At 49.4% G+C, this 26925-nt stretch carries 29 protein-coding genes; 17 read left to right on the forward strand and 12 right to left on the reverse strand.

Annotated features, from left to right (window positions below; all coding sequences use genetic code 11):
• Nucleotides 1-63 precede the first annotated feature (63 nt).
• Both Q9291_RS01250 and hemL read right to left on the reverse strand, forming a co-directional pair.
• On the reverse strand, nt 64-564 hold the full coding sequence (locus Q9291_RS01250; RefSeq protein WP_306388263.1) for a peroxiredoxin: 501 nt from the start codon (nt 562-564) through the stop codon (nt 64-66).
• Between the two features lie 81 nt (nt 565-645).
• Complete coding sequence (gene hemL, locus Q9291_RS01255) at nt 646-1926, reverse strand: glutamate-1-semialdehyde 2,1-aminomutase (protein WP_306388164.1); 1281 nt, start codon at nt 1924-1926, stop codon at nt 646-648.
• 182 nt (nt 1927-2108) lie between these two features.
• Here hemL and Q9291_RS01260 point away from each other — a divergent pair, with 182 nt between their 5' ends.
• Entirely contained in the window at nt 2109-2336 is a 228-nt protein-coding gene (locus Q9291_RS01260; protein WP_306388165.1) for a hypothetical protein, read from the forward strand.
• 7 nt (nt 2337-2343) lie between these two features.
• On the opposite strand, the gene Q9291_RS01265 is transcribed toward Q9291_RS01260, so the two are convergent.
• Nucleotides 2344-3399, reverse strand: a complete 1056-nt coding sequence (locus Q9291_RS01265) for a S1 family peptidase (protein WP_306388166.1) — start codon at nt 3397-3399, stop codon at nt 2344-2346.
• Between the two features lie 161 nt (nt 3400-3560).
• Between Q9291_RS01265 and Q9291_RS01270 the strand changes: the two genes are divergently transcribed.
• Nucleotides 3561-4301, forward strand: coding sequence for a dienelactone hydrolase family protein (locus Q9291_RS01270; protein ID WP_306388167.1), 741 nt, complete (start codon nt 3561-3563; stop codon nt 4299-4301).
• Nucleotides 4302-4471: 170 nt separating this feature from the next.
• Entirely contained in the window at nt 4472-5986 is a 1515-nt protein-coding gene (gene gnd, locus Q9291_RS01275) for an NADP-dependent phosphogluconate dehydrogenase (protein ID WP_306388168.1), read from the forward strand.
• A gap of 190 nt (nt 5987-6176) precedes the next feature.
• On the opposite strand, the gene Q9291_RS01280 is transcribed toward gnd, so the two are convergent.
• Nucleotides 6177-6368 (reverse strand): hypothetical protein, encoded by a 192-nt coding sequence (locus tag Q9291_RS01280; protein ID WP_306388169.1) that lies wholly within the window; start codon nt 6366-6368, stop codon nt 6177-6179.
• 326 nt (nt 6369-6694) lie between these two features.
• Here Q9291_RS01280 and thiS point away from each other — a divergent pair, with 326 nt between their 5' ends.
• The 6 genes from thiS (at nt 6695) to ubiA (ending at nt 10844) form a co-directional block, all read left to right on the forward strand.
• Nucleotides 6695-6898, forward strand: coding sequence for a sulfur carrier protein ThiS (gene thiS / locus Q9291_RS01285; protein WP_306388170.1), 204 nt, complete (start codon nt 6695-6697; stop codon nt 6896-6898).
• 51 nt (nt 6899-6949) lie between these two features.
• Nucleotides 6950-7732 carry a thiazole synthase gene (locus tag Q9291_RS01290; protein ID WP_306388171.1) on the forward strand — a complete coding sequence of 261 codons (783 nt, stop codon included), beginning with the start codon at nt 6950-6952 and terminating at the stop codon, nt 7730-7732.
• Nucleotides 7732-8118, forward strand: a complete 387-nt coding sequence (gene apaG / locus Q9291_RS01295) for a Co2+/Mg2+ efflux facilitator ApaG/CorD (protein ID WP_306388172.1) — start codon at nt 7732-7734, stop codon at nt 8116-8118. The genes Q9291_RS01290 and apaG overlap by 1 nt, the downstream gene beginning before the upstream one ends.
• A gap of 85 nt (nt 8119-8203) precedes the next feature.
• Nucleotides 8204-9385 carry a murein transglycosylase A gene (gene mltA / locus Q9291_RS01300; protein WP_306388173.1) on the forward strand — a complete coding sequence of 394 codons (1182 nt, stop codon included), beginning with the start codon at nt 8204-8206 and terminating at the stop codon, nt 9383-9385.
• 22 nt (nt 9386-9407) lie between these two features.
• Nucleotides 9408-9962 (forward strand): chorismate--pyruvate lyase family protein, encoded by a 555-nt coding sequence (locus tag Q9291_RS01305; protein ID WP_306388174.1) that lies wholly within the window; start codon nt 9408-9410, stop codon nt 9960-9962.
• Between the two features lie 18 nt (nt 9963-9980).
• The gene (ubiA, locus tag Q9291_RS01310) at nt 9981-10844 is read left to right on the forward strand and encodes a 4-hydroxybenzoate octaprenyltransferase (protein ID WP_306388264.1); all 864 of its coding nucleotides are present in this window, start codon (nt 9981-9983) and stop codon (nt 10842-10844) included.
• On the opposite strand, the gene Q9291_RS01315 is transcribed toward ubiA, so the two are convergent.
• Complete coding sequence (locus Q9291_RS01315; protein ID WP_306388175.1) at nt 10836-12188, reverse strand: type IV pilus assembly protein FimV; 1353 nt, start codon at nt 12186-12188, stop codon at nt 10836-10838. The two genes, ubiA and Q9291_RS01315, sit on opposite strands and share 9 nt — an antisense overlap.
• A gap of 527 nt (nt 12189-12715) precedes the next feature.
• On the opposite strand from Q9291_RS01315, the gene rplM reads away from it, so the two are divergent.
• The 6 genes from rplM (at nt 12716) to erpA (ending at nt 15957) form a co-directional block, all read left to right on the forward strand.
• Nucleotides 12716-13144, forward strand: a complete 429-nt coding sequence (gene rplM, locus Q9291_RS01320; RefSeq protein WP_306388176.1) for a 50S ribosomal protein L13 — start codon at nt 12716-12718, stop codon at nt 13142-13144.
• A 22-nt stretch (nt 13145-13166) separates the two neighbouring features.
• Nucleotides 13167-13559, forward strand: coding sequence for a 30S ribosomal protein S9 (rpsI, locus tag Q9291_RS01325; protein WP_306388177.1), 393 nt, complete (start codon nt 13167-13169; stop codon nt 13557-13559).
• A 108-nt stretch (nt 13560-13667) separates the two neighbouring features.
• Nucleotides 13668-14714, forward strand: coding sequence for an N-acetyl-gamma-glutamyl-phosphate reductase (argC, locus tag Q9291_RS01330; protein ID WP_306388178.1), 1047 nt, complete (start codon nt 13668-13670; stop codon nt 14712-14714).
• Nucleotides 14715-14809: 95 nt separating this feature from the next.
• Nucleotides 14810-15076, forward strand: coding sequence for a hypothetical protein (locus Q9291_RS01335; RefSeq protein WP_306388179.1), 267 nt, complete (start codon nt 14810-14812; stop codon nt 15074-15076).
• Nucleotides 15077-15150: 74 nt separating this feature from the next.
• On the forward strand, nt 15151-15546 hold the full coding sequence (locus Q9291_RS01340) for a bactofilin family protein (RefSeq protein ID WP_306388180.1): 396 nt from the start codon (nt 15151-15153) through the stop codon (nt 15544-15546).
• 51 nt (nt 15547-15597) lie between these two features.
• Nucleotides 15598-15957, forward strand: coding sequence for an iron-sulfur cluster insertion protein ErpA (erpA, locus tag Q9291_RS01345; protein WP_306388265.1), 360 nt, complete (start codon nt 15598-15600; stop codon nt 15955-15957).
• A gap of 58 nt (nt 15958-16015) precedes the next feature.
• Here the strand turns inward: erpA and gltA are convergent, their stop codons facing one another.
• Both gltA and Q9291_RS01355 read right to left on the reverse strand, forming a co-directional pair.
• Nucleotides 16016-17305, reverse strand: coding sequence for a citrate synthase (gene gltA, locus Q9291_RS01350; RefSeq protein WP_306388181.1), 1290 nt, complete (start codon nt 17303-17305; stop codon nt 16016-16018).
• Between the two features lie 177 nt (nt 17306-17482).
• Complete coding sequence (locus Q9291_RS01355) at nt 17483-18625, reverse strand: anhydro-N-acetylmuramic acid kinase (RefSeq protein ID WP_306388182.1); 1143 nt, start codon at nt 18623-18625, stop codon at nt 17483-17485.
• 170 nt (nt 18626-18795) lie between these two features.
• Between Q9291_RS01355 and tyrS the strand changes: the two genes are divergently transcribed.
• Nucleotides 18796-19980 carry a tyrosine--tRNA ligase gene (gene tyrS, locus Q9291_RS01360; RefSeq protein ID WP_306388266.1) on the forward strand — a complete coding sequence of 395 codons (1185 nt, stop codon included), beginning with the start codon at nt 18796-18798 and terminating at the stop codon, nt 19978-19980.
• Nucleotides 19981-20059: 79 nt separating this feature from the next.
• Here the strand turns inward: tyrS and Q9291_RS01365 are convergent, their stop codons facing one another.
• The 5 genes from Q9291_RS01365 to Q9291_RS01385 are packed head-to-tail and all read right to left on the reverse strand — an operon-like array spanning nt 20060 to nt 24670.
• Nucleotides 20060-21607 carry an RNA polymerase factor sigma-54 gene (locus tag Q9291_RS01365; RefSeq protein WP_306388267.1) on the reverse strand — a complete coding sequence of 516 codons (1548 nt, stop codon included), beginning with the start codon at nt 21605-21607 and terminating at the stop codon, nt 20060-20062.
• Between the two features lie 6 nt (nt 21608-21613).
• Entirely contained in the window at nt 21614-22360 is a 747-nt protein-coding gene (gene lptB, locus Q9291_RS01370; protein ID WP_306388183.1) for an LPS export ABC transporter ATP-binding protein, read from the reverse strand.
• Between the two features lie 10 nt (nt 22361-22370).
• Complete coding sequence (gene lptA / locus Q9291_RS01375) at nt 22371-23012, reverse strand: lipopolysaccharide transport periplasmic protein LptA (RefSeq protein ID WP_370530714.1); 642 nt, start codon at nt 23010-23012, stop codon at nt 22371-22373.
• A 14-nt stretch (nt 23013-23026) separates the two neighbouring features.
• Entirely contained in the window at nt 23027-23662 is a 636-nt protein-coding gene (lptC, locus tag Q9291_RS01380; RefSeq protein ID WP_306388185.1) for an LPS export ABC transporter periplasmic protein LptC, read from the reverse strand.
• Between the two features lie 6 nt (nt 23663-23668).
• Nucleotides 23669-24670 carry a KpsF/GutQ family sugar-phosphate isomerase gene (locus Q9291_RS01385; protein ID WP_306388186.1) on the reverse strand — a complete coding sequence of 334 codons (1002 nt, stop codon included), beginning with the start codon at nt 24668-24670 and terminating at the stop codon, nt 23669-23671.
• Between the two features lie 228 nt (nt 24671-24898).
• On the opposite strand from Q9291_RS01385, the gene Q9291_RS01390 reads away from it, so the two are divergent.
• Entirely contained in the window at nt 24899-26875 is a 1977-nt protein-coding gene (locus Q9291_RS01390) for a cation:proton antiporter (RefSeq protein ID WP_306388187.1), read from the forward strand.
• Nucleotides 26876-26925: the final 50 nt, after the last annotated feature.

Here is a 26925-nt window from a genome sequence, read left to right on the forward strand (position 1 = left end):
CTTTTGTGAAGAAAAGAGGTGGTTTTACAGTGTTGAATCGGGCGGATGGGGAAAGGCCGGAGGTCAGATGGCGGCGCCGTCATCCGCGTGGCTGTGTAGCCACGCCAATATTTCATCAATGTGCTGGTCTGGTGGAAACACTGGATAAAATACTTTTATGATCTGCCCTTGACTGCAAATCATGCTGAGTCTTTTATAGAGGGACTTTCCTTCAAGCGCAAAGGTTGGCAGGTTGAGTGCTTGCTTGAGTTGCAGGGAAGCATCACTCAGTAGTTCAAAAGGCAGGTGCAGGCGTTGTTTGGCTTCTTGCTGACAACGGCTGCTTTGCGTGCTGATGCCAAATACCTGCGTATGCAGCAAAGCCAGTTCGTGATGGTGATCCCGAAAGCTGCAAGCCTGCGGTGTACACCCGCGTGCGCCGGGAATGTGATCCCAGCCCTCCGGCAAAGGGTGGCCCGGGCGTCCTGTCATTGGATAAAAGTACAAAACAGTTCTTTGCTGACACTGCGAAAGTGTGACAGTCGCCCCGCTTGTGGTCTCTAGGCCAATAGATGGCAAAAACATGCCCGTTAAATGATCGGCGCCGCCATCATCGCTAGGGCGGGGTAAGTCTGGCGGTAGTGAGGTGAGGGTAGTCACCTGTGATTACAGGGCAGCAAACGCCAGTTCAGCCGCTTGTATGGTTTCTGCGATATCTGCATCAGAATGCGCAGCAGAAACAAAGCCGGCTTCAAATGCGGAGGGCCCTAGATAAATGCCCGCGTCCAGCATGCTGTGAAAGAAATGATTAAAGGCCTTTTTATCAGTCAACATCATTTCAGCAAAGCTGGTCGGATTGCTGTCGCTGAAATATACCCCGAACATGCCGCCAACATTTTGTGCGCTAAAGGTGACGCCAGATTTTTGCGCGGCCTGTTTGAGGCCGTGCATCAGTTTTGCAGTTTGCGCAGCGAGTCGATCATAGAAGCCGGGTGCTTGAATCAGTTTTAAGGTGGTTAAGCCCGCGGAGACTGCGACGGGATTGCCCGACAGGGTGCCTGCCTGGTAAACCGGCCCCAGTGGCGCCAGTACCTGCATAATGTCCTTGCGCCCACCAAAAGCGCCTACTGGCAAGCCGCCGCCAATAATCTTGCCCAGGGTGGTCATGTCAGGGGTGATGCCATACAGTGCTTGAGCACCGCCCAGTGCGACACGGAACCCGGTCATAACTTCGTCAAAAATCAACACTGCTCCATGCCTTGTGCAGAGTGTACGCAGGGTTTGCAAAAACTCCATATGCGGCAAGATCAGGTTCATATTGCCGACGACAGGCTCGATAATCACGCATGCGATTTCATCTCCCATCTGGTTGAAAATGTCCGCAAGTTGCTGCGTATTATTGTATTCTAGTGTCAGGGTGTGCTGGGCAATGCTGGCAGGAACGCCGCCAGAATCCGGCTCGCCAAATGTCAACAGTCCAGAACCGGCTTTAACCAGCAGGCCATCCGAGTGGCCATGGTAGCAGCCTTCAAACTTAATGATTTTATCGCGACCGGTAAATCCGCGCGCGGTGCGAATGGCGCTCATGGTAGCCTCGGTGCCGCTACTGTTCAAGCGTACTTGCTCCATGCTGGGGATCAGTTGGTTGATCAGTGTGGCCATTTCCAGTTCGAGGCCAGTTGGTGCGCCAAAACTCAGGCTGTTGGCAGCTGCCTGATGTACGGCAGCTACTACTTCCGGGTGGGCATGTCCCAAGATCATTGGCCCCCAGGAGTTGATGTAGTCAATATATTCCTTGCCATCCACGTCCCACAATCTGGAGCCTAGCCCTTTTTTAAAAAAAACAGGCGTACCACCCACGCTGCGAAACGCACGTACCGGTGAGTTAACACCGCCCGGAATCAGTTGCTGAGATTGTTCAAACAGATCTTGGTTGCGTGAAGTCATGGTCATTCGAGCGATAACGTAAAAAACAATATTCTAGCAGAGCCATAGGTCGCCAGCGTTGAAATTGTCACTTGCAATCAGTGCGCCAAAGGCGTAACTTTAATGTTACAAAAGGGCGTTTTACGTGTTTACCCGTCCGCATTCACAGTATTTGGCATTAAATTATCTGGGAAGAGGTGTGTATGGATAACAAATACGGCTTGGGTTCGCGTCGTTTGGCGACAGAACATCATCAGGTACATAAGCAGCCGCACAAGCATGCGTCACATCATGCTATGCAGTGTCGAGCCTGCAAAAGTACCCATTTACGATTGTGCCCGACAGTAGAAGACCATCAATGCAATGATTGTGGTGAGTGGCAGCAGGATATGCCAACCGGCTATGCCATTGGTCGGCACAGTCAGTATTGATTGCTTGTCAGTGACCTGTTTCGCTTTCACCTGTTGCATTGCTTGGTCTGGCTGTCGTACTTAGTCTGCTTTTCATGGCTTTATAAGCTTCTTCATCCAGAGCATTTAATTGTCGCATTGATTTTTCGAACAGCGCACTTTGTCCTGATTGTTCTGCCAGAACAGCCAAACCTTGCCAAGCTTCAATATGCGCCGGTTGTAATGCCGTGGTTTGTTCATAAGCGCTCCGTGCTTCTGCAAGTTTGCCTTGACCATGCAATGCGCTAGCCAGATAAAAGTAAGCTTCTGCTAGTTCAGGTGTTTGCGCAATCCATGCCTCTGCGATATTGTGTAAATCATTCCATTCGCTATGCAGGTAAGGTTGTGTGACCTGCATGAAAAAAGGTTGTTGCTGCGTCGGCTGATCCCAGAATGCATTTGTGACCGCTATATTTGCGGTGTGATTTTTGAGTAGTTTTTGTACCCACTCAACTGGAACACTGTAGTAATAGGCAAACTTACCAGGACTTTTAAATGTGTTGATGCCAATTAACTCTCCGGCATTGTTAAACAAAGGGCTGCCACTTGCACCCATAATGAAAGCGGCATCCGTACGAATAACAAGATCCTCTGCATAAGGGTAAAGTGCCCGTATTTTGCCAACTGTCGTCAGCGGTTTGGGCAGGCCTCCGGGAAATCCGATTGAAAATACCTCCTGACCATAATGAAGGTTGTTAGTCGTACTCAGTTTTACTGGCGGGAGATCAAGGTATTGGAAAGTCAGCAGGCATACATCGTGTACCCAGTCAGCATACATGGCGACCGGGGTGATGCTGTCACCAAACTTGGAGATGTTCACGCCGCTGGCATTGGCAAGCACGTGGCAATTGGTGGCGACCACATCAGGCGCGACTACAACCCCGCTGCCGACACCGTGCGCGCCTCCCTGCGTGAGTGCATGAACTTTCACAATCGATGTCTTAAGCTTGTATACCAGTTCAAGATCTGGCGCGGCTGAAGAGGTTTGCAGCAGAAGCACTGGCAGAAACAGAATGCTACTCAAGTAAACCGTTAATTGCTGCATCAGCATTGATCCTTTAAAGTGTGACTCGGGAAAGTATTTCTGGGAATGATGGGTAAACCACCAGAAACAAAAAAATTCCATAGCAATCTTGACAATTTCAGTGAAAAGCCGCCCAAACAGCGCTAGAATAGCCGATATTTTTGATTTTCTAAGGATTTACCATGCTGATTACAAGCGAAATCGTTGATTTGAACACTCCAACAGGAGTGATGCGCACTTATGTTCATCGTCCAAAGCATGATGGAAAAGTGCCTGCGGTTTTGTTTTATTCAGAAATCTTTCAGCAGACTGGCCCGATTGAGCGTGCCGCGCGATTTTTGGCAGGACATGGCTATGCTGTGTTGGTGCCCGAAGTGTTCCATGAGTTAAATCCTATTGGAACCGTACTTGGCTATGACGATGCTGGTCGCGACAAAGGCAATGCAGACAAAATGGCCAAAGATGTGCAGGACTATGATACCGATAACCGTGCCATGATTGATTTTCTGAATGCGCAGCCTTGGTATGATGGCAACCTGGGTGCGGCAGGGTTCTGCATTGGCGGGCATCTGGCCTTTCGCGCAGCTCTGCAGCCAGAAGTGAAAGCCACTGCCTGTTTTTACGCAACCGATTTGCACACGAACATCATTCCGAACAAACCTGGCCAGCACAGCATGGACCGCGTCAACGAGATTAAAGGCGAGTTGCTGATGATCTGGGGCAAGCAAGATCCGCATATTCCTGGTGATAAACGTGCAGAGCTGTATAACCGCTTTGCAGCTATCCCTGGATTGCATTACACCTGGCATGAGTTCAACGGACAACATGCTTTTATGCGCGATGAAGGTGAACGTTACGATGCGCAACTGGTCAACATCGGATATGAATTGACCTTGCAAATGTTTGGTAACGTACTTAAGTGAGCGAGTACTAGAGCCCTCGAGTAAAAAGAAAACTATGGTGCTGAATGTCTTATGCCTGTTGCGACTCTCAAAACAACTTGCGTGCGTCGTTCAATACATGCCCTAGTCCAAGCACAGGCCAAAAGCCTGTGCTTTTTTTTAACTAAATTAACCATTTATTAGAGAACATTATGACTACAAAAAATGCGGATATTGGATTGGTAGGATTGGCAGTGATGGGCCAAAACCTGGCACTGAACATTGCGGATCACGGCTACACCATCGCGGTCTATAACCGTGACCCGAAAAAAATGCTGAATTTTATTGAGGAATGCAAAAAGAACGAGCCTTCGCACGAGCGCGTGGTCGGTCATGCCGATTTGGCCTCTTTTGTATTAAGCATCAAGCGTCCTCGCAAAATCGTGTTGCTGGTCAAGGCAGGGAGCGCAACCGATGTGACGATTAATGCTTTGCTGCCATTTCTGGAGCAGGGCGACATTATTATTGATGGTGGTAACGCGTTGTGGACTGACACCATTCGCCGTGAAAAAGAGCTAGCCGCCAAAGGCATTGAGTTTATTGGCTCTGGCGTTTCTGGGGGAGAAACCGGTGCCCGTTTTGGTCCATCCCTGATGCCATCCGGTACACGTAAGGCCTGGTCCAGCCTGGAGCCCATCTGGCGAGATATCGCGGCCAAGGTTGACCCGGCAACAGGTGCTCCGTTAGAGGGCGGTGCACCTGGTAAGCCTGTTGTAGGTGGTTTTTCATGTGCCGAATATATCGGCCCTGACGGGGCTGGCCATTATGTGAAAATGGTGCATAACGGCATCGAGTACATCGATATGCAGTTGATTTGCGAAGCCTACTGGCTGATGAAAAACCTGCTCGGCATGCCTGCTGACGAAATTGGTAAAGTGTTTGCCGAGTGGAATAAAGGCGAGCTATCCAGCTTCCTGATTGAAATCACAGCGGATATCCTTCAACAAAAAGACCCTGCCGGTAAAGGTTTTCTGGTTGACCAGATTCTGGATACTGCTGGTCAGAAAGGTACTGGACAGTGGACGGCTGCCAACGCCCTTGAGTTGGGTGCGCCAGCGAACGCGATTGCAGCGGCAGTGTATGCACGTGCCTTGTCAAGCCTGAAAGATGAGCGTGTAGAAGCGAGCAAGATTCTCAAGGGTCCGGCGATTGTGCAAGAAAAAGACAAGGCAGCCATTATTGAGGCGATCAAGAATGCGCTGTATTGCTCTAAGATCTGCGCTTACGCACAAGGCTTCCAATTGATTGACAAAGCACAGGTGGCTTACAACTGGAAATTGAACTTTGGCGAAATTGCACAGATTTGGCGTGGTGGTTGCATCATCCGCGCACGTTTCCTGCAAAAAATCACCGATGCCTATGCGTTAAACTCACGCCTTAAAAACTTGATGCTTGACCCTTATTTCACTAATGCAATGAATGAAGGCCAGGCTGGGTGGCGTAAAGTGATCGCTCTGGCGGTGACTAATGGTATTCCTGCGCAAGGGTTTGCTGCCGCGCTGGCATATTACGATGGTTATAGAAGTGCGGATTTGCCTGCCAATCTGTTGCAAGGTCAGCGGGATTATTTCGGCGCGCACACCTATGAACGCAAAGATCAGCCACGTGGTCAGTTCTTCCACCTGGATTGGCCAGAAGCTGGTCGTCCTCAGCTGTCGATCGAGTAGTCATTACTTAATGATGGCGTCCTGAGCGGACGCCTCTGTGATTGAGGATGGCATACCGCCATCCTTTTTTCGTGTAATTGGGATGACAGGATTCAGCGCAAGACAAAAGGAGTCAGGTTAATCCCTGACGGATTAACCTTTACGGCAGTGAATGAACGTTTAATCTAGATGCAGCAGTATCAGTCGTGCGCTATACGCAGTCGCAACTGGATTCAAGGAAGCGGTGTAATTCGTTAATTGCTTTGAGGTGTTCTTGCGCTTTGGTTGCCGCGGCCATTGATTGTTTACCTGGATTGGCTGGGTCATTCAGATTGGGGGCATAAATTTCATCCGTCAAGAAATGGTTGGATGAGACAGCTTGGTATGATTCTACAATTTGCATTTCAAATTTCCTTTTGGGATCTAAATATTATCTGGCTTCAAGACAGCGAATTGTGTTCGCTGTGCATGTGGCGCCAAAATTAACAAAAAGTTCAAGTTACAGCAATTAGTAATCTGCCGTAGTGACTGAAATGGTCCATTTCTAGTCCGTATTTTGCGTCGCTACAACATATAAGCAAACATAGTGCCATGCTTGTGTTACTTTAACGCGGTGGTGTGATTGCAGGATGACAACATCAATTGTCTGGCCTTCTCACCAAAAACTAAAAGCCAAATGCGCTGATTTTTCGTAAAATATCGGTTTGATTAAACAAAAATTAAGAGTAGATGCAGATTTTTGTAAACGGGAAAAAAATACAGTTGCCTGTGGATGGATTGTCCGTTATGGGGCTGGTGGTGCATATGCAACTGGTGGGTAAACGCATTGCGATTGAGCGGAATGGCGATATCCTGCCACGCAGCCAGTTTGACCAAGTGTTTTTGCGCGATGGCGACAAGCTTGAAATAGTAGGCGCTGTGGGTGGTGGTTAATTGGCTGTCAGGGATGGCAGCCAACATTTTGATGATTGAAGAGAATACGTTATGAGTGACACACTGGCCATTGCCGGTAAAAATTATGCGTCCCGCCTGCTGGTGGGTACAGGCAAATACAAGGACTTTACTGAAACGCGGGCTGCAATTGATGCGAGTGGCGCAGAAATTGTCACTGTTGCCATTCGCCGTACCAATATTGGTCAGGATGTCAGCACGCCATCGCTGCTGGATTATTTGCCGCCCTCTGAGTTTACTTATTTGCCAAATACGGCTGGTTGCTACAGTGCTGAGGATGCTGTGCGCACCTTACGGCTTGCGCGCGAGCTGCTGGATGATCACCGTCTGGTCAAGCTGGAGGTACTGGGCGACCCGAATACCTTATATCCCAATGTCACTGAAACGCTGGCGGCGGCAAAAACCCTTGTCAAAGAGGGCTTTGAGGTCATGGTCTATACTTCTGATGACCCGATTATCGCCAAACAGCTAGAAGATATTGGCTGTGTTGCCGTGATGCCACTGGCCTCCCTGATTGGTTCAGGGATGGGGATTTTAAATCCGTGGAACCTGCAAATTATTATTGAGAGTGCCAATATCCCGGTGCTGGTGGATGCCGGTGTTGGCTGTGCATCAGATGCTGCAATTGCGATGGAGTTGGGTTGTGCCGGTGTGTTGATGAACACCGCAATTGCAGCTGCGCGTGACCCTGTCATGATGGCAGGTGCCATGAAAAAGGCCATCGAAGCCGGTCGCGAGTCTTTCCTGGCTGGACGCATGGCCAAAAAACTGTATTCCGCAACCCCCAGCTCTCCAACAACCGGCATGATAGGCTAATGGCACACGACCCGAATCAATATGCTTGTGAGGTCACCGTTGTGACCGAGTATCTGCAAGACCAGTCTTCCGCTGAAAGCGGCCAGTATGTGTATGCGTACACTATCACTATCCGCAATACCGGACAGGTGCCAGTGCAGTTGATTAGCCGGCACTGGGTTATTACGGATGCCATGCAGCAAGTGCGTGAGGTCAAGGGGTTGGGTGTGGTGGGTGAACAGCCCTTGCTGGCACCGGAGGCCGAATATAGTTACACCAGCAGTGTCATGTTCAGTACGCCCAGTGGCGAGATGTATGGCACTTATCAAATGGTCGCAGTGGATGGCACCTGGTTTGAGGTGGATATCCCGACCTTTTGGTTGCATCAGGCGGCCGGATTACATTGATTACGCAGGTAATGCGAATAGTTAACCTACGGATAGTGCATTGGTCAGATACAAAATACAGTTAAATTCATGCTGGGTCGCGTACATGTGTGCGCTGGTGTTGGCTGCCTGTCAGGCAACGGCGCCGTTGCCCAGGCCTGATAGCAAGCCGATTAAACCTGGTAGCGAGACCTCTCGTCCATCAGGCAGTGTGGCGCAGTCTGGCCAGTCACAGCCATTCGCGTTGTTAAAACCAGCCACATGGTCCGAATTGCCAGGCATCAACCAGGAAAACTGGCTGGCAAGCTGGCCGGTGTGGCTGAAAAGCTGTCAGGGACTCAAGCTCAAGCCTGACTGGCGGGAGGTTTGTGCGCAGGCACAAACGGTGAACGCGAATGATGGCGCTGCGATTCAAGCCTATTGGAAGCAGTATTTCAATGTGTACACAGGCAGCCAGAGCGATGCCACACAGCAAGGGCTGATTACCGGCTACTACCAGCCGGTATTAAAAGGCGCTGCTGCCAGCAGTCCACAGTACAGTGTGCCTTTGTATCAGCCTCCGCCGGATCTGATTACAGTGAATTTGAGCGCGCTGTTTCCTGAACTCAAATACAAGCGCGTGCGCGGGCGTGTGCAGGGGCAAACGCTGGTGCCATACCTCACACGTGCCGAAATCGAACAGCCAATCTCTCCATTGGCAGGAAGCGAATTGCTGTGGGTTGAAGATGCTGTCGAGGCTTTTTTTCTACAGGTCCAAGGCTCAGGTGTGGTGGAGTTAGAAAATGGCGAACGTGTGCATGTGGGCTATGCTGACCAGAATGGCCATCCATACCTGTCGATTGGAAAACTGCTGGTCGAGCGTGGTGAGATGACGGCAAGTGAGGCTTCCATGCAAAGCATTAAGGCATGGGGCCATCAGCACCCCGAGCAGTTGCGTGAGTTACTGAATGCGAATCCAAGTTATGTGTTTTTCAAGCGGCTTCCTGTCGGGCTGAGCGGGCCGCTGGGAGCATTGGGCGTGCCTTTGACTGCTGAGCGCAGTATCGCGGTGGATCCTTTTCATATTCCATTGGGCTCACCTGTTTATTTGTCCACCACATACCCAAATAATGAATCACCACTTCAGCAACTGATGATGGCGCAAGATACCGGCGGCGCCATCAAAGGCGGTGTCCGCGCTGATGTTTTTTGGGGCGAGGGTGCGTCTGCTGGAAAGTTGGCGGGTGCGATGCGTCAGCAAGGACGTCTGTGGGTATGGCTTCCAAAAACGTTCAAGCTAGCTCAATAATATCCTGCATGGAAGCTCGGGTATGAAAGCTGTGTTACACCGGCATGATGCTTATTGGCTACGAAAGCTGGTCGGTCAGCAGCAGGCATTGAGAAGCTGGCTGCTGGAAAGTGGATCACTTACTGCCAGGTTAAAAAAACAGTATGCAGACTTCTCTGTCATCCCGCTCAGACAGGAATGGCTTAGACCTCATCGCGATGAACGACAGATACTCGGTATTGCTTCCAGTCAGTCAGCCTGGGTGCGTGAAGTCTGGCTCACCGGCAATGGTCAACCCAAAGTGTTTGCCCATAGCGTGATCAGCCGTCATCATTTGCGCGGCCCTTGGTATGCGTTGCGCAAAATGGGGCGTCAACCCTTGGGGGGCGCATTGTTCGCAGATCCCAAGGTTAGGCGTGGCATTCTGCATTACAAAAAATTGTCAGTTGCACACCCTCTTTATCAGTTAATTGCCTCTAGAATGGTGGTTGCGGATGGAGAAGTGCTTTGGGCTCGGCGATCATTGTTCAGGTTAAATCAATACAGTTTGCTGGTGACCGAGGTGTTCCTGCCAGGATTTTTTACGGATATCAATTAACTGGCGGGTGAAATGATCATGATTTCTGCGCAGAAATGGCATGCCTATTATCGATTGACGCGGCTGGATAAACCGGTCGGAATCTGGTTGTTAATGTGGCCTACTTTGTGGGGGCTGCTGGTCGCTGGTAAAGGGTATCCCGATCTCAAAATTGTGATGGTTTTTGTGGTCGGCACCATTTTAATGCGGTCTGCCGGGTGTGCCTTTAATGATATTGCTGACAGGCATTGGGATGGTGCAGTTTCCAGAACAAAGTCTCGCCCCTTGGCTGCAGGCGAGATATCGGTACGGGAAGCCTATATTGTGGCTGCAGGGCTGGTTCTTCTTGCATTTATTGTTGTGTTGCAGCTTGATCGTGCAGTCGTACTTTGGTCGGTCCCGGCATTGTTGGTTGCCATCAGTTATCCCTATACCAAGCGTTTTTTTGCCATCCCGCAGGCTTATCTTGGGGTGGCATTCGGATTTGGCATTCCGATGGCCTTTGTCGCAGTACAGCATTCTGTACCAATGATTGCATGGTGGTTGCTGTTGGCTAACCTTTTTTGGTCTGTGGCCTATGATACGGCGTATGCCATGGTGGATCGCGAAGATGACTTGAAAGTCGGCATCCGTTCCTCGGCCATTACATTTGGCCGCCGGGATGTGCTGGCAATGATGCTTTGTTTTACCTTGATGTTGCTAATCTGGGCTATGTTGGCCGTGCAGTTGCAGTTTGCCTGGCCATTTTGGTTGGGGTGGGTGCTTGCATGGGGGCAAGTGTACGCACAATATCAACTGGTTAAGCTTAGAATGCCAGCGGCCTGTTTTACCGCATTTTTACAGAATATATGGATAGGTGCCAGTTTGACAATCGGTTTGGCTCTTGCCTTCTGGTTAGGCTGATTTACGTTGTTTGGGGTATTCTTCAAGCTCAAATGTGAAGTCAGACCAATACTGGAATGCGGTGCTGTCAGAAGGAGACAGTGCACCAATATCCTCTGAAAGTTGCTGTAGATCACGTAGCCCCTGGTGTTCATCCGTGGCGACTTGTTCTTGGGGAGCTTGCTGGTTGTTTGGTAAGGCTTGCGTAATGCATGCAATGGCTCTCAGCAACATCAGATCCTCAAATACGGTACGCTCAAAGCCGATACGTGGCACCAGACGCGTGTTGTAAATCAAATCATCTATCAATGTTACCACGGCAGGCGAGCCCCAGGCTTGTTGCAGTGCTCTGGTGATTCTGCTGAATGACTCTATGCCATGCAATGCGGAGTCAGGGTTGCGCTCAACATTGATATTGAAATATTTGCGGCATTCACTGGCGGCCAAGTCAAACTCTTGTTGTTTGCCCTCTCTACCCAATAAATCCAGCAAGTACAGCCAAACCCATGGCGAACATTTGGGTTGTTGCGCCAAGTGGTTTTGCAAGTGTTGTATGGCTTGATTGATCCTGCCGTGTGTCAGAAAGTGAGAAGCATTTTTAATAACCTCCTCACTGTCTGGTGCTGTCACTACACCAGGCTTTTTGCGGGGAGATAGCTCGTCATCGTTGGCATGTCGGGGAAGTGGCTGCACTCTGCTCATGGATGACTTGCTGATGTTGGATGGCGTGTTTGGCAACTCAGTTGAAGCTGGATTAACCAGAGGTTTGCCATGTGCAGGCGTAGCAGCAATGGGGCGCTCGCTCATGGCCTGGTTTTCTTGTGCGCTAATTTTATGTGAAGGATTAGTTGTTTGACGTGTGGTGCGAGGGGTTGCGGAGTGTCTGCGCAGCCAGTCAGCAAAAAAATAGCTGCTGCACAATAGTACAAAACCCAAACACATAACCAATGTCCGCAGTAGGTGGTTTTCGGATTTTATATGCGTGAGCTCAGTATTGCGTGTCTCAACTATATGCGATTGCTGTAGGTTGACCTTGTAGAGTGCATCTAATTGGCGTTGCAATTGTCCAAAGTTTTCCTGTAGTTGCGAGATTTGTTGCTCTAGTAACTCAAGCTCCTGGTCATTAAGCGGTGCGCTTGCTAGTGCCGAAATTTTGACTGATGTTTGGGCTGGTGGACTTTCTCTCAATGGTGTTGCAATGGCGCGGCTGGTGGAGACTCGAGTGATTGGGTCTATATCGAAAATATAGCTGGTACGCTGGCATTTGTTGCTCACCCGCAGTATGAAGGGTGTCATGGCAGCACTGTCAGACCAGATCGTCAAAATGCCTTGAGCACTTCCCAACGTTGTATATTCAGTCTGCATGGTTGAATCTTCGATAGACGACCTCGCTGAAAAACAACCCAGATCAGTGTCTGTTGAGAGATTACTGAGGCTAAGTTCGGCAATAAAAGGCTGATTAGGCACTGAAACTATGGTGAGTAGATTCTGTGAGTTTACTGTTGCACATGCAACAGACGTCATAAGCCACAACCAGCAAGCGGTTGAAAAAATAAGAGCCTGTTTAGAAAGGTGCGCGCTAAAACACATTCTTGATTAGAAATGATACTTTAGTAAGCTTTTGTAACCGGCATTATGATGTTCACTATTGCGCTTAACAACATCCAATTCAAATTTTCTGAGGGCAACAAAGTTCTATAAATCTGATTATATATTGTACACTTATACAACTATACTTGGTGCGCTGGAAATCAAGCATAAAGTGACGCGCGTTTAGTTGTGGCATGAGGCTCCAAATGCTTGAATTATTTTGGAATAGCCGTTGACAAGGTTTTTCAGCGGGCATATAATCCGCCCTCTTAATTTATACGCTATAACTCGGTAGTTATAAAATGAAAACATTTTCAGCAAAATCGCATGAAGTACAACGTGACTGGTTCGTGATCGACGCCACTGATCTGGTGTTAGGTCGTTTGGCTAGCGCCATTGCTCACCGTTTGCGTGGCAAACACAAAGCTATTTACACACCGCACGTGGATACTGGTGATTACATTGTTGTAATCAACGCGGACAAAATTAAAGTAACAGGTAACAAGGCTGGTGATAAATTGTATCACCGTCACTCTGGTTATCCAGGCGGCATTACGACGACTTCATTTGCAAAAATGCAAGATCGTTTCCCTGGTCGTGCATTGGAAAAAGCTGTTAAAGGCATGTTGCCAAAAGGTCCTTTGGGCTACGCAATGATCAAAAAAATGAAGGTGTATGCTGGCGACAAGCATGAGCATATTGCTCAGCAACCTCAACCATTAACACTTTAATATTAGACGATTAGGATAAAAGATGATCGGTAAATACAACTATGGCACAGGCCGCCGCAAGAGTTCAGTGGCACGTGTGTTTTTGAAGTCCGGTAGCGGTAATATCGTAGTAAACGACAAGCCAGTTGACATTTATTTCTCACGCGAGACCTCTCGCATGATTTTGCGTCAGCCCCTGGAATTGACTAACAATACAGCTAGTTTTGATATTTTGGTCAATGTGCATGGTGGTGGTGAGTCCGGTCAAGCCGGCGCTGTGCGTCACGGCATTACCCGTGCATTGATTGACTATGATGCTGCGCTGAAAAGTGCATTGTCTCACGCTGGTTTTGTAACGCGTGACGCGCGTGAAGTAGAACGTAAAAAAGTGGGTCTGCGTAAAGCACGTCGCCGGAAACAGTTCTCCAAACGTTAATTTTCAACGTTTGTTCCGAGAGTTGTGCAAAAAGGTCGCATTGGCGGCCTTTTTCATTTATTGTTTCATCTTTGCGCTTTTGTTTGGTTTGGCCATTTGTGATTTAACATGAAAAAAATTAAAGTCGGCATTGTTGGTGGTACCGGATATACTGGGGTGGAGTTGCTGAGACTATTGGCACGTCACCCAAATGTCCAGATACAGGTGATTACCTCACGTGGTGAAGCAGGTCTCCCTGTGGCTGACATGTTCCCAAGTTTGCGGGGGGGGGTGAAGTTAGCATTTAGTGATCCGGCCACGGTAGATTTGACACAGTGTGATATTGTATTCTTTGCAACCCCACATGGGGTTGCTATGCGTCAGACACCGGCACTGGTTGCTGCCGGCGTAAAAGTGATTGATCTTGCTGCCGACTTTAGATTGCAGGATGCAGCGGAGTTTGAGAAGTGGTACAAACTCCCCCATGATTGTATGGATATTCTGGAAAAAGCAGTCTATGGCCTGCCAGAACTCTATGCGCGGGATATTGCCCAAGCCGAAGTGATTGGTAATCCCGGCTGTTACCCGACCACCGTGTTGCTTGGCCTGGCGCCTCTGCTGGAACATGGCTGGATTGATTATTCAGCGCCTATTATTGCAGATGCAAAATCCGGCGTGTCAGGTGCTGGTAGAAAGGCCGAAGTCGGCACTTTATTTTCCGAGTCGAGTGACAATCTAAAGGCGTATGGTGTGGCAGGGCACCGGCATCATCCGGAGATTCTGGCGCAACTAAAGAAACTCTCCGGTCATAATGCAGTCCAGTTGATTTTTGTGCCACATTTAATTCCGATGATACGTGGTATGTTGACCACTTTGCATGTTAAGTTGAATGCCGAGGGTAAAAGGCAGTCTCTGCAATCGGTTTACGAGCAACGTTATGCTAATGATTATTTCGTTGATGTGATGCCTGCTGGCGCTTTGCCTGAAACTCGTTCGGTCAGAGGTGCCAACTATTTGAGGCTGGCCTTGTATCCTCAAGCGGCTGATTATGTCACAATCATTGTGGTACAAGATAATCTGGTCAAAGGGGCATCTGGGCAGGCGGTGCAAAACATGAATCTAATGTTTAATTTACCCGTAGATACCGGTTTGCAAATATTGCCGCTGTTGCCATAATGATACGACCCATACGCCGAAGGCTCAGAAATCATTTTGGGTTGACCGCCAGACAGGTTGCGGTGCGCTCACATCGGCCATGGTATTTTCAAAGCATGCTGGCAGTATCGTTTGTGGTGGTAGGGTTTGCATTGGCCTATTGGGCGTTGCATGACGACGATAGTGAACATGTACGCTTACGTTTGCAGCAAGTGACTTCCGAGAATATCGAACTTCAGAAAAAGCTGATTGCTTCGCAGCGGGAGTTGCAGGTTGAATTGGCCACCAGTAACAATCTGGCCAAAACCTTGACTGCTCAGCAAGATGAAAATATCAAGCTGAAAGAGGAGTTGGTGTTTTACAAAAAAATGACTAAACACTGATAATGTATCGTGAATGGTTACTTTAATTTGTCGTGATCGTGTATAAGTGAAGTTAATCTGGAATAGAAGGCATCATGTTTTTCAAAAAAAGTATTCAAATTGATAGTCATATTGACACACTGGTCGGGCATGAAACACATATCCATGGTGACATGCAGTTTGCAGGGGGCTTACGCGTCGATGGCGCTATTATTGGTAATGTGATTGAAAATCGTGAGCATCCAAGTACCTTGATCATCAGTGAGAATGGTAGCGTGACCGGCGCGGTTGAAGCCTCTAAAGTAGTTTTAAATGGCATCATTCGTGGACCGGTAAAGTCATCAGTGTTCATTGAGTTGCAAAACAAGGCACGTATTATTGGCGATTTGTATTACAAATCGCTGGAGATGCATACGGGAGCCGTCATTGAAGGAAAGTTGATTTATTTAGGCGAGCAGGCAGAAATTGTGCCGCCAGTTGATGCGCCTTGAAATAAATTAATTCATCGCCATATTGTAAAGACAGATTGATAGGAGTCCATGATGACCACAGCAGAAGCAATGATAGAAATGCCTAGCCCGTTGGTGTTTACCGACAATGCGGCCAAGAAGGTGAAAGAATTGATTGACGAAGAAGGTACACCAGATTTGAAGTTGCGTGTATTTGTGAGTGGTGGTGGCTGCTCCGGGTTTCAATACGGTTTTACCTTTGAAGAAGAGGTGAATGATGACGATACGCAAGTCGATAATGACGGCGTCACCTTGCTGATCGATCCGATGAGCTTGCAGTATCTGATGGGTGCTGAAATCGATTACACAGACAGCCTCCAAGGTTCCCAGTTTGTCATTCGTAACCCAAATGCGACGACGACTTGTGGTTGTGGCAGTTCGTTTTCTGTATAAAGGTGTTCAAATGCAAAAAAGCCGGGCATAGCCCGGCTTTTTTGCATTTGAACACCTGCTAGCGTTTATGCAGTGGCATAAACTCTCTGCGGGCTGAGCCCACATACATCTGGCGTGGTCGGCCGATTTTTTGTTCTGGGTCAGCGTTCATTTCGCACCATTGCGAGATCCAACCTGCGGTGCGGGCGAGAGCGAAAATGGCGGTGAACATTGAGTTTGGTATGCCCATGGCGCGCATGACGATGCCACTATAGAAGTCGACGTTGGGGTACAGTTTGCGGGTAACAAAGTAATCATCTTCCAGCGCAATTTTTTCCAGTTCCATGGCTAATTTGAACATGGGATCGTCGTGCAGGCCAAGTTCATTGAGCACTTCGTGACAGGTTTTACGCATGATGGAGGCACGCGGATCCATATTGCGATAGACGCGGTGACCAAATCCCATCAGTTTGAAGCTGTCAGATTTATCCTTCGCGCGCTTGATAAATTCGCCAATGCGGCTAACATCGCCCATTTCTTCGAGCATTTTGAGCGTGGCTTCGTTAGCCCCGCCGTGAGAAGGCCCCCATAGAGAGGCAATCCCAGCCGCGATACAGGCAAAGGGGTTGGCGCCGGAGGAGCCGACCAGGCGCACGGTCGAGGTCGACGCGTTTTGCTCGTGGTCCGCATGCAAAATGAGGATACGCTCAAATGCGCGTGCCAGAATCGGATTGGGTACGTATTCTTCACAAGGCGTGGCGAACATCATGTGCATGAAGTTCTCGGCGTACCCTAATTTGTTTTTGGGATACATAAATGGCTGGCCGATGTTGTACTTATAACTCCAAGCGGCAATGGTAGGAACTTTTGCCAGCAGGCGCATGGCGGCCACTTTACGTGATTCCGGGTCGGCCACATTGTTGTTGTCCGGATAGAACGCCGCCATGGCCCCAACGACAGCGATCATGACTGCCATCGGATGCGCATCGCGGCGGAAACCACGAAACACATTGCTCATCTGGTCGTGCAGCATGGTGTGTTCGCTGATGGTGCTGATGAATTCTTCACGTTGCTTGTGGTCAGGCAGTTCCCCGTGCAGCAACAGGTGAGAGACCTCGAGAAAGTCACAACTTTCAGCCAAATCCTCAATCGGATAGCCGCGATAGTAAAGTAGACCCTGCTCACCATCGATGTAGGTAATTGCCGAGTTGCAGGCCGCCGTCGACATGAAACCCGGGTCGTAAGTGAAATAGCCGTGTTTACCCAGATTGCGAATGTCGATGACATCAGTGCCCAGGGAGCCTTTCAGAATAGGGAGATCAATTGACGGACTGTTATTATCAAAAGAAATGGTCGCTTTGGTTGCCATAACGCACTCTATTTGTAGATGGGATTAAACTAAATTATACGCAATCAACTCATAAAATGGGGACTGGGCAAGTCTTGGGCAAAGAAAACATACAAAATCACTCAAAATCATGCACCAGATTAAAACAAACGTATCGTGCGATTGCACTGGATAAGTGAATATAGGTACAAGCGCCGGTTAGGCTGGGTAAATCGCCCCTAAAATACGTGGCCCAGCTGCGCCGGTGACTGCTGGCAGGTTGCCGCTTAATCCGTCTACGCAGCGTTGCGCCAGCCAGGCGAAAGCCACGGCTTCTACCCAGTCCGCCCCAATGCCCAGCTCCTCGGTTTTTTGCACCGGCATGTGGAGGGCTGCAGCGATGCGTGACATCAGCATGCCATTATGTACCCCCCCGCCGCAAACAAATATTTCATGCACGTCAGGGCAGTGTTTATGGATGGCATCGGCAATCGTCAGTGCCGTAAATTCAAGCAGCGTCCGCGCTACGTTTTGCGGAGTGTCTGTCATCTGTTGCAAATGGTGCGTCAGCCAGATCTGATTAAACAGGTCCCGGCCGGTGCTTTTTGGCGGGGTAATCTGCAAATAGGGCTCGGCCAGCATGGCCTGTAATAATGCATTATTCACTGTTCCGCAGGCAGAAAACGCCCCGTCTGCGTCGTAAGGTTTGCCCGTATGCTGGTTGATCCACTGGTCCAGCAACATATTGCCAGGGCCAGAATCAAACCCCGTCACTGCACCTTGCGCTGGCAGCCAGCTGATATTGGCAATGCCGCCAATGTTGATAATCGCACGGTTGTTTGTTGCATGCGCAAATACGGCCTGGTGAAATGCCGGTACCAATGGGGCACCTTGACCGCCCGCCGCGATGTCGCGACTGCGAAAGTCGCCGACAACGCTGATATTGGTCAATTCTGCCAGTCTGGCCAGATTGCCGATTTGGCTGGTGTAGGCCAGCCCGTCTTGCAAGTCCGGACAGTGGCGTATCGTTTGACCGTGACAGCCAATCGCTGAAATGGCTGAGGCCGGGATTGCCGCTTTCGCCAGCAGTTGATGTACGGATTCAGCATACAGGCGCGCGAGCGCGTTTGCTGTGATCGCTGCCTCATGCAGTTCGTTCATCGCGGGGTGATGCAGCGCAAGCAGCGTCTGTTTGATATTTTCAGGGTAGGGCAGGAAGTGTTCGGCCAGTTGCCGAACGCCCTCTACAGACTGTTGCACAAGCACGGTATCGACACCGTCAAGACTGGTGCCGGACATCATGCCGATAAAATAGCGGGAATGGAGAGGCGTGGCTGGGTTCATGGCGTGTAATAGTATCATTCTAGATTGACTTGCCTACAGTTAAGCGCTGTATTACGCTAAAATAGCAGCTTTTATTTCTTTGAAAAAGCACCTGCATGTCAAGACATGTTGCGTGTAAAACCAATATGACAGAAGCAACCCAAGTCAATGACGCACCAAAAAACGCAGTCAGCCTCAGCCCGGAGTTAATGCAAGCGTTAGCCGTCATCAAGCGTGGCGCAGATGAACTGCTGATCGAGCAAGAACTGATTGAAAAGCTGAAAACAGGCAAGCCTTTGCGCGTGAAAGCTGGATTTGACCCGACAGCGCCTGATTTGCACTTGGGCCATACCGTACTCATCAACAAGTTAAGACAATTGCAAGACCTGGGTCATCAGGTGCTGTTCTTGATTGGTGATTTCACCGGCATGATAGGCGATCCCACTGGCAAAAGTACCACGCGTCCACCACTGACTAAAGAGCAAGTGGCAGAGAATGCCAAGTCTTACGCTACCCAGGTATTTAAAATTCTGGATCCTGACAAAACCCAGATTGTATTTAACTCGCAATGGCTCACCGAGTTAGGTGCAGCAGGCATGCTCAAACTCGCCGCCAGCCATACCGTTGCACGGATGCTCGAGCGCGATGATTTTTCCAAGCGCTTTAAGGGTAATCAGCCGATTGCGATTCATGAGTTTTTATACCCCCTGTTGCAAGGCTACGATTCGGTCGCCCTCAATGCCGATTTAGAGTTGGGTGGCACAGACCAGAAATTTAACCTGCTGATGGGGCGCGAGTTGCAGAAACAGGCCGGTCAATCGCAACAGTGTGTGTTGATGATGCCATTGCTGGAAGGCCTGGATGGTGTCAATAAAATGTCCAAGTCACTGGGCAACTATATTGGTATTCACGAAGCCCCTGAGATTATTTTTGCCAAGCTCATGTCCGTTTCAGACCAGCTGATGTGGCGCTATATTGATTTGCTCTCCTTTGCTTCACTGGAGACCATTGCACAATGGAAAGCGCAAGTGGCTAACGGTGAAAATCCCCGCAATATCAAAGTAAGTTTTGCGCAGGAAATAGTCGCCCGTTTTCATGGGCAAGCCGCCGCTGAAAAAGCGTTGTTGGACTTTCAGACGCGGGCAAAAGGCGGGATTCCTGATGATGTGCCTGACGTTGAGGTGGCCCTTGATGCTGACAGTATAGGGATCAGTCAATTATTAAAAATGGCCGGGCTGGTAGAAAGTACCAGCGAGGCGATGCGCGCAATTCAACAAGGTGGTGTAAAGCTCGATAGCGTGAAGGTGGAAGATAAAAACTTGCAACTCAGCAAAGGGGCAGTAGTGGTTGCTCAAGTGGGTAAAAGGAAATTTGCAAAAATTACCTTGATATAGTCGTTCAGACGTTTTGTTAGGCTATAAAAAAGGGCTCTCAGAGCCCTTTTTTGTTGTGCCACTGTAGCCGCGCCTGGGATCAAAGTGATTTACGCAGATTGGCTGGAGGAATGCTAAGTGATTCACGGTATTTTGCAATGGTTCTGCGCGCCACCACAATGCCTTGCTGCGCGAGGGTGTCGGTAATCTGGTTATCAGACAGCGGTTTTTTAGGGTTTTCCTCCGCGACCATTTGTTTGATCAATGCACGGATCGCAGTGGCTGAACAGGAGCCGCCAGCATCGGTGGCAACCGAGCTGCCAAAGAAGTATTTGAGCTCGTAGACACCGCGCGGTGTCAGCATGTACTTATGCGTAGTCACGCGTGAAACTGTACTTTCGTGCAGGTCGAGCTCTTCAGCAATTTCGCGTAGCACCAGAGGGCGCATGGCAATGTCCCCATGCTCAAAGAAGTTGCGCTGGCGGTCTACAATTGCCTGAGAGACCCGCAGAATGGTCGAAAAGCGTTGCTGGATGTTTTTAATCATCCATTTGGCTTCCTGCATCTGGCTTTGCAAGTATTGCCCAGAATTTTCACGGTTGCGCTTCAGTATATCTGCATACATCTGGTTGATACGCAGTTTTGGAATGGCGCCATCGTTCAACGTGGCGATCCAGATCCCTTTGATTTTTTTCACCACAACATCATGCTGAATAAAATGATCATGACTGAATGAAGAAAATGCACTCCCGGGTTTAGGATTTTGTTGGCGTATGAGCTGTTGCGCACCCTTGAGGGTTTGTTCATCGCACGCCAAAACCTTGCGTAGTTTGACAAAGTCTTTGTTTGCCAGTAACGCAAGATGGTCTTTGACTATGTTCATGGCTTGTACGCGAAATAGTGTTTCAGTATCCAACCGCTGAAGTTGAATCAGCAAACACTCTCGCAAATCACGTGCGCCAACGCCGATAGGATCGAGGTTCTGGATGAGTTTGAGCGCGGTCTCAAGCTCCAGAAGTTCCACTTCAAGCTCTGGCGGCAGTTGCTCTGAAATTTCTTGCAAGTCCAGTTCCAGATAACCGTCATCATTAATGCTATCAAGCAGAAGTTTGACCAGGCTCATGTCACGCTGTGACAAATGCGCTAGCTGCATTTGGTCTATCAGATGTTCGCGCAGGCTGATGCTGTGGGTGTCCTGGCGGGTGAAATCACTGTCATCATCGTCGTGATTGCTGCGCCCTGATTCATCCCAGCTGCTGGTGCTGCCAAATTCCTCATAGCTGTCTTCAAATTCGGGGGGAGAAAATTCTTCATTGAGATTGGGTTGTTCTCCTTCCACGCCCCCCAGCTCGTCATGTAATTCCTCGCGTAATGTTTCTGAAGGGGCGGTAATGTCTTTTTGTGTGGCTACATCAAATGAGCTGGCCTCTTCGGCGGAGGCTGGCGTTGATATTTCGCTTGCAGCCGAGGTTTCCTCAAACTCACCTTCTTCGCCATCTGCCATTTCCAGTAATGGATTTTCCTGCAAAATGGCTTCCAGCTCCTGAGTTAATTCCAGGGTTGACAGTTGCAGCAGCCGAATAGACTGTTGTAACTGCGGGGTCAGCGCCAGATTTTGTGAAATACGTAATTGCAGATTTTGTTTCATCACGGATTACAGCCTAAAGTTCTTGCCAAGATAGACTTCACGTACACCTTCATTCTGAATGATTTCATCTGGTGTACCAGCAGCAAATATGGCGCCATCATTCACAATGTAAGCCCGATCACAAATATCCAGTGTTTCACGTACGTTATGATCCGTAATCAAAATACCAATGTGCTGGCTACTGAGATAACGAATGATTTTCTGTATTTCGATGACGGCAATCGGGTCAATCCCGGCAAAGGGTTCATCCAGTAAAATAAATTTTGGTTCAGTCGCCAGGCAGCGGGCAATTTCCACTCGGCGACGTTCACCGCCAGACAGGCTCACTGCCTGGCTGTTGCGAATATGCTGGATATGTAATTGATCCAGTAATGATTCCAGTTTTGCTTCTCGTGCTTCTTGTGAACTATCTCGTGTTTCAAGAATTGCCATGATGTTGTCGCTCACCGACATTTTTCTGAATATCGACGCTTCCTGTGGCAAATAAGCAAGACCCATACGCGCCCGTTCATGCATTGGCGCATGGCTTACGTCGATGCCATTCATGGTAATGCTGCCGCCATCCAGCGCAACCAGTCCAACAATCATGTAAAAGCTAGTGGTTTTGCCCGCGCCATTGGGACCTAGCAGGCCTATGACTTCGCCACTACGCAGCTCTAACGTCGTATTTCTGACCACGGTACGGCCTTGGTAAGCTTTTTTTAGATGGTTGACGCGCAGGTGATTGTGATCGTCAGAAAGGGTGGATTGCATGTCTGTCACTTTATGGCTTCGTCTCTGTGTCTGCGGGTGCCGCCTCAATCTTGAACTGTAATGCACGGTTCATTTTAAGGCCTTGCTGGCTTGCTGGTTTGTTGTCTATGACAGGAGGCGTATTTTTGCTTTTGGGTTGTATCGTGGCTTTCACGCGGCTGTTAACGGTGCCGTTCGGGTTGGCTTTGGTGCCACCGATCACTTCTGCATATTCGGCATTGGCGTCATAGCTAATGTAATCACCATTCACGATATCTTCACCGCGCTTTACCCAGGCTTTGGTATAAAGCTGTACCTTGTCCATGCGTCCATTGTATTCAATACGTTGTGCGCTGCCTTGCATCCATTCATCCTTGCCGGTCCGCTTTTGCTTGAAGGTTGTTGGATTGCCCGTGCAAGTGCTGTGCTGGAAGCCATCCTGATCTTCGCGCACAATCATTTTGTCGGCCTTGATTTGTAAGGTGCCTTGATTCAGGATGACATTGCCGGTGTAAATGCTAATTTTCTTGGCATCATTGACGGTGACAGTGTCTGCTTCCAGCTCTATTGGCTGTTCACGGTCTGATTCTTCTGCATGTGCTGTGATGGGTGGCAGAAGTGCTAGCCATAAAATCAGGCCGGGCTTTTTAAAAAGGTGCTTACACATATTCAAAACAGTCTCCATCATTAACGTGGCCTGGCAGAAGATTGATCAACAGATGATCTGGTTGACGATGCCGTTTTACCCGCACTGGGCACGCGCTCGTAATGGACGTGTACCCGATTAAATAATTGTATGGTGCTGGCTTTATTGTCAAAAGTCATTCCTGTGGCGGTAATCACGGTCGCAGGCTCTTGTTTGATGACCACAGGATAATCAGTGTGTGCGATTTCCCGGTCAGGTTCCAGCGTGAGTTGGTCTGTGCTTAATTGCATTTCACCTTTGGTGGGTGTCGCCTGGCGAATCACTTTTACATGTTGGCTAAATTCAACTTGCTTACCGTTTGGTGAAATTTTGCCATGCTGTCCATGAATCTGTGTATAAGGTTTATCTTGTCCAAACTGCGTAAATCGAGGCCGCTGCAACTCCGTGGTGTCACTGTCAGGGTAGTGGCGCATTTGTGCGGCTGCCAGTACATACTTGGTAAAGCCGCTGGCATCCGTGCGTGTGCTGACGAAATTGTAAAGCATGTAATCCGGGTCATGCCGGCCTTGGCTGCTTAATCTGACACCTTGCTGTTGTACCGTCTGGTTAATCCAGAACGTCAGCAGCGCCAGAAACAGCAATAAGGCAATGGGTAAAATAATCGGCTGCTTTAACATGGGTAGTTATACCACTTTTGCCTTGAGTAAGTCATGCATGTTAAATGCACCCACGAGCTGTTGTGATGCATCCACCGCCAAAAAACCATTGATTTTATGGTGCTCCATCAGACTCACAGCATCTACTGCCATTTGCTGAATCCCTAATAGTCTGGGCTGATGGTTCATCACTTCACTAATCGGCGTATTGCCATCAGTCTGCCCCTGCACAAACAGGCGCCGCAAATCACCGTCGGTAAAAATGCCGACCGGAGTACTCGTTTGATCAATAACAGCAGTAAACCCCATTCCTTTGCTGGTGATTTCCTGAATAGCTTGCTGGATATTCGCTTGCACACTGATGCAAGGAATTGCATCTCCTGTGCGCATGACATCTTTGACGCGCACCAATAAGCGGCGACCCAGGCTGCCGCCAGGGTGCGAGCGTGCAAAATCTTCAGCTGTGAACTCGCGTGAGTCCAGCACACACAGAGCAAGGGCGTCGCCCAGTGCCAGTGCGGCGGTGGTACTGGCTGTTGGCGCAAGCCCGAGCGGGCAGGCTTCGTGGCTGACTGCTGCACTCAGGTGTACGTCTGATTCACGCGATAGGGTGGAGTCTGCAGTTCCGGTGATACTTAGAATGCGTGCGCCAATGCGCCGGATGGCTGGCAAAATGTTAATAATCTCATCGCTTTCACCTGAGTTTGATAAAGCGATGACCACATCCTCCGCTGTAATCATGCCGAGATCCCCATGGCTGGCCTCAGCCGGATGCATGAAGAACGCAGGCGTACCGGTGCTGGCAAGTGTGGCGGCAATTTTTCCACCAATGTGTCCTGATTTCCCCATCCCTGTGACAACTACGCGGCCACGACATGACAGAATCAGCTGCACTGCAGCTTCAAAGTCGCGACTCACGCGCTTTGCCAGCTGGTGGATTTCCTCGGCTTCGTGTAACAGTACTTGCCGCGCTCTTTCCAGCACGTTAGGTTTATTCACAAGACTGACACCTGATTTTGCTATACTCATGGCCAAATAGTATAGCAAGTGACTGCGTGGGCAAAAAGTAAAACTCCACTTTTTTTCATGAATATTTTATATCAGGCACATTTTTTGCATAATTTATAGGTTTGTGGCACGATGTTGGCTGTCTGCGAAGGCTCCGTCCCAACAAACATGCGCTTGCGCATGGTTTTTATGTGGTGACAGTGCTTGCCGGCGAGCGCCACTATTATTAGAAATTGCCAAGAGCTTTACATGTTTGATTCCCTGATTAATTTACTTTTATTGCTGACAAGCTCTGTATTTGCTGTCGGGTTGTTCCGCATACTCGGATTACCTGCCATGCTGGCTTATTTTATGATCGGCATTGTGCTCGGTCCGCATGCGCTTGGGCTATTGCAAGACGAAGAATCGGGCCGTCAGGTGGCAGAGTTTGGCATTGTCTTCCTGATGTTCAGCATCGGGCTGGAGTTCAGTCTGCCCAAGTTGTATGCCATGCGTAAAACCCTGTTCGGGCTGGGTGGCGGGCAAGTGGTGCTGACTTTGCTGGCCAGTTTGCTGCTGGGCAAGCTGGCTGGCCTCAGCCTGACCAGCGCCTTTATTATCGGCGCGGCACTCACCATGTCATCCACCGCGATTGTTTCCAAAATTCTGATGGAGCGCGTGGACCTGAATTCGCGCCATGGCCGCCTGAGTATTGGTGTGTTGCTGTTTCAGGATCTGGCCGTGATCCCGATTCTGGTATTAATACAGACGCTAGGGTCGCACAGTGATAACTGGCTGGATGTGCTCGGGCTGACCTTGCTGAAATCTTCTATCCTGTTGTTTTTACTGTTCAAGTTTGGTAAGAACATACTCAATTTCTGGTTTGAGCTGGTGGCTAAGCAACGCTCGCGCGAATTGTTTGTACTGAATGTGCTGATGATTACTTTGCTGATGTCAGCAGCCACCAACTTTGCCGGATTGTCTTATGCCTTGGGTGCTTTTGTTGCCGGGATGTTGATTTCCGAGACTAAATTCCGCTATCAGGTGGAGTCGGATATTGCGCCTTTCCGCGACATTCTGCTCGGCCTGTTTTTCATCAGTGTTGGCATGCTGCTGGATGTCTCGGTGCTGTTTGATCATATTCTGCTGATTGTGTTATTGCTTGCCCTGTTCCTGGTGTTTAAGGTCGGCCTGGTGGCCATGCTTACCCGGTTTTATGGTTTTGAGATGGGCGTTGGCATCCGTACCGGTATTATTTTGGGGCAGGCAGGGGAATTCAGCTTTGTGATTCTGGCCTTGGGTTTACAAACGCGCCTGATCAGCGGGGATGCCTTGCAACTGGTCTTGTCTGTAGCCGTGCTTTCCATGCTGGTTGCCCCCTTTATTATTCAATACAACGGCAAGATCGCCCGCAAGCTGGTTAAAAGCTATACCAGAAACAGCAGCAAGGTGGTCGATAATATCCAGGAACAAAGTCTGGAGTTGCGTGACCACGTCATTATTTGTGGCTATGGCCGGAGTGGACAATATCTGGGGCGTTTTTTGCGCGAGGAAAATATCCCGTTTGTGGCGCTGGACATGGATGCCAGCCGCGTACAAGAAGCCGCTGCCGCCGGTGAGAATGTGATTTATGGCGATGCCGGACGGCGTGCAGTACTAGAGGCTGCAGGCCTGAAACGTGCCAAGGCCGTGATTATCAGTTATGCCGAAACCCGTGGCACGATGAAGGTGCTGCATGTCATCAAAGAAGGGCATCCCAATTTGCCGGTGATTGTGCGTACACATGACGACAGTGACATGGACGTTTTAAGGGATGCAGGCGCAGCAGAAGTGGTGCCGGAAATTCTGGAAGGTAGTTTGATGCTGGCCTCGCATGCGCTGGTGACCTTGGGCGTGCCGCTTAATCGCGTGGTCAAGCGTATTCGCTTGTTTCGTGAAGAGCGCTACAAAATGTTCAAAGGCTATTTCCGCGGCGTGAGCGATACCGATAACACGACAGCCGCTTTGCCCCAATTGCATTCAGTGGAAATGTATAAAAACTTCTATGCGCATGGCTTGCGCCTCGATCATATCCCGTTCGGAGATTTTGCCGTCGAAGTGAAGCAGTTGCGGCGCATCAATATGCCAGAACCTGTGTCACCGCGTCCAGACATTGTGCTTGCAGAGGGTGATGTGCTGGTGTTGCTAGGCAGCAATACTGCACTGATTGCGATGGAAGTGTATTTGATTTCCGGTCGTCGGCCATAACCGTGTTCAGGTCTGAATAGGCCATGCGCACCCTTCATGCATTATTAAAA

The sequence above is a fragment of the Methylophilus aquaticus genome (assembly GCF_030769565.1).
Classification (GTDB): domain Bacteria; phylum Pseudomonadota; class Gammaproteobacteria; order Burkholderiales; family Methylophilaceae; genus Methylophilus; species Methylophilus aquaticus.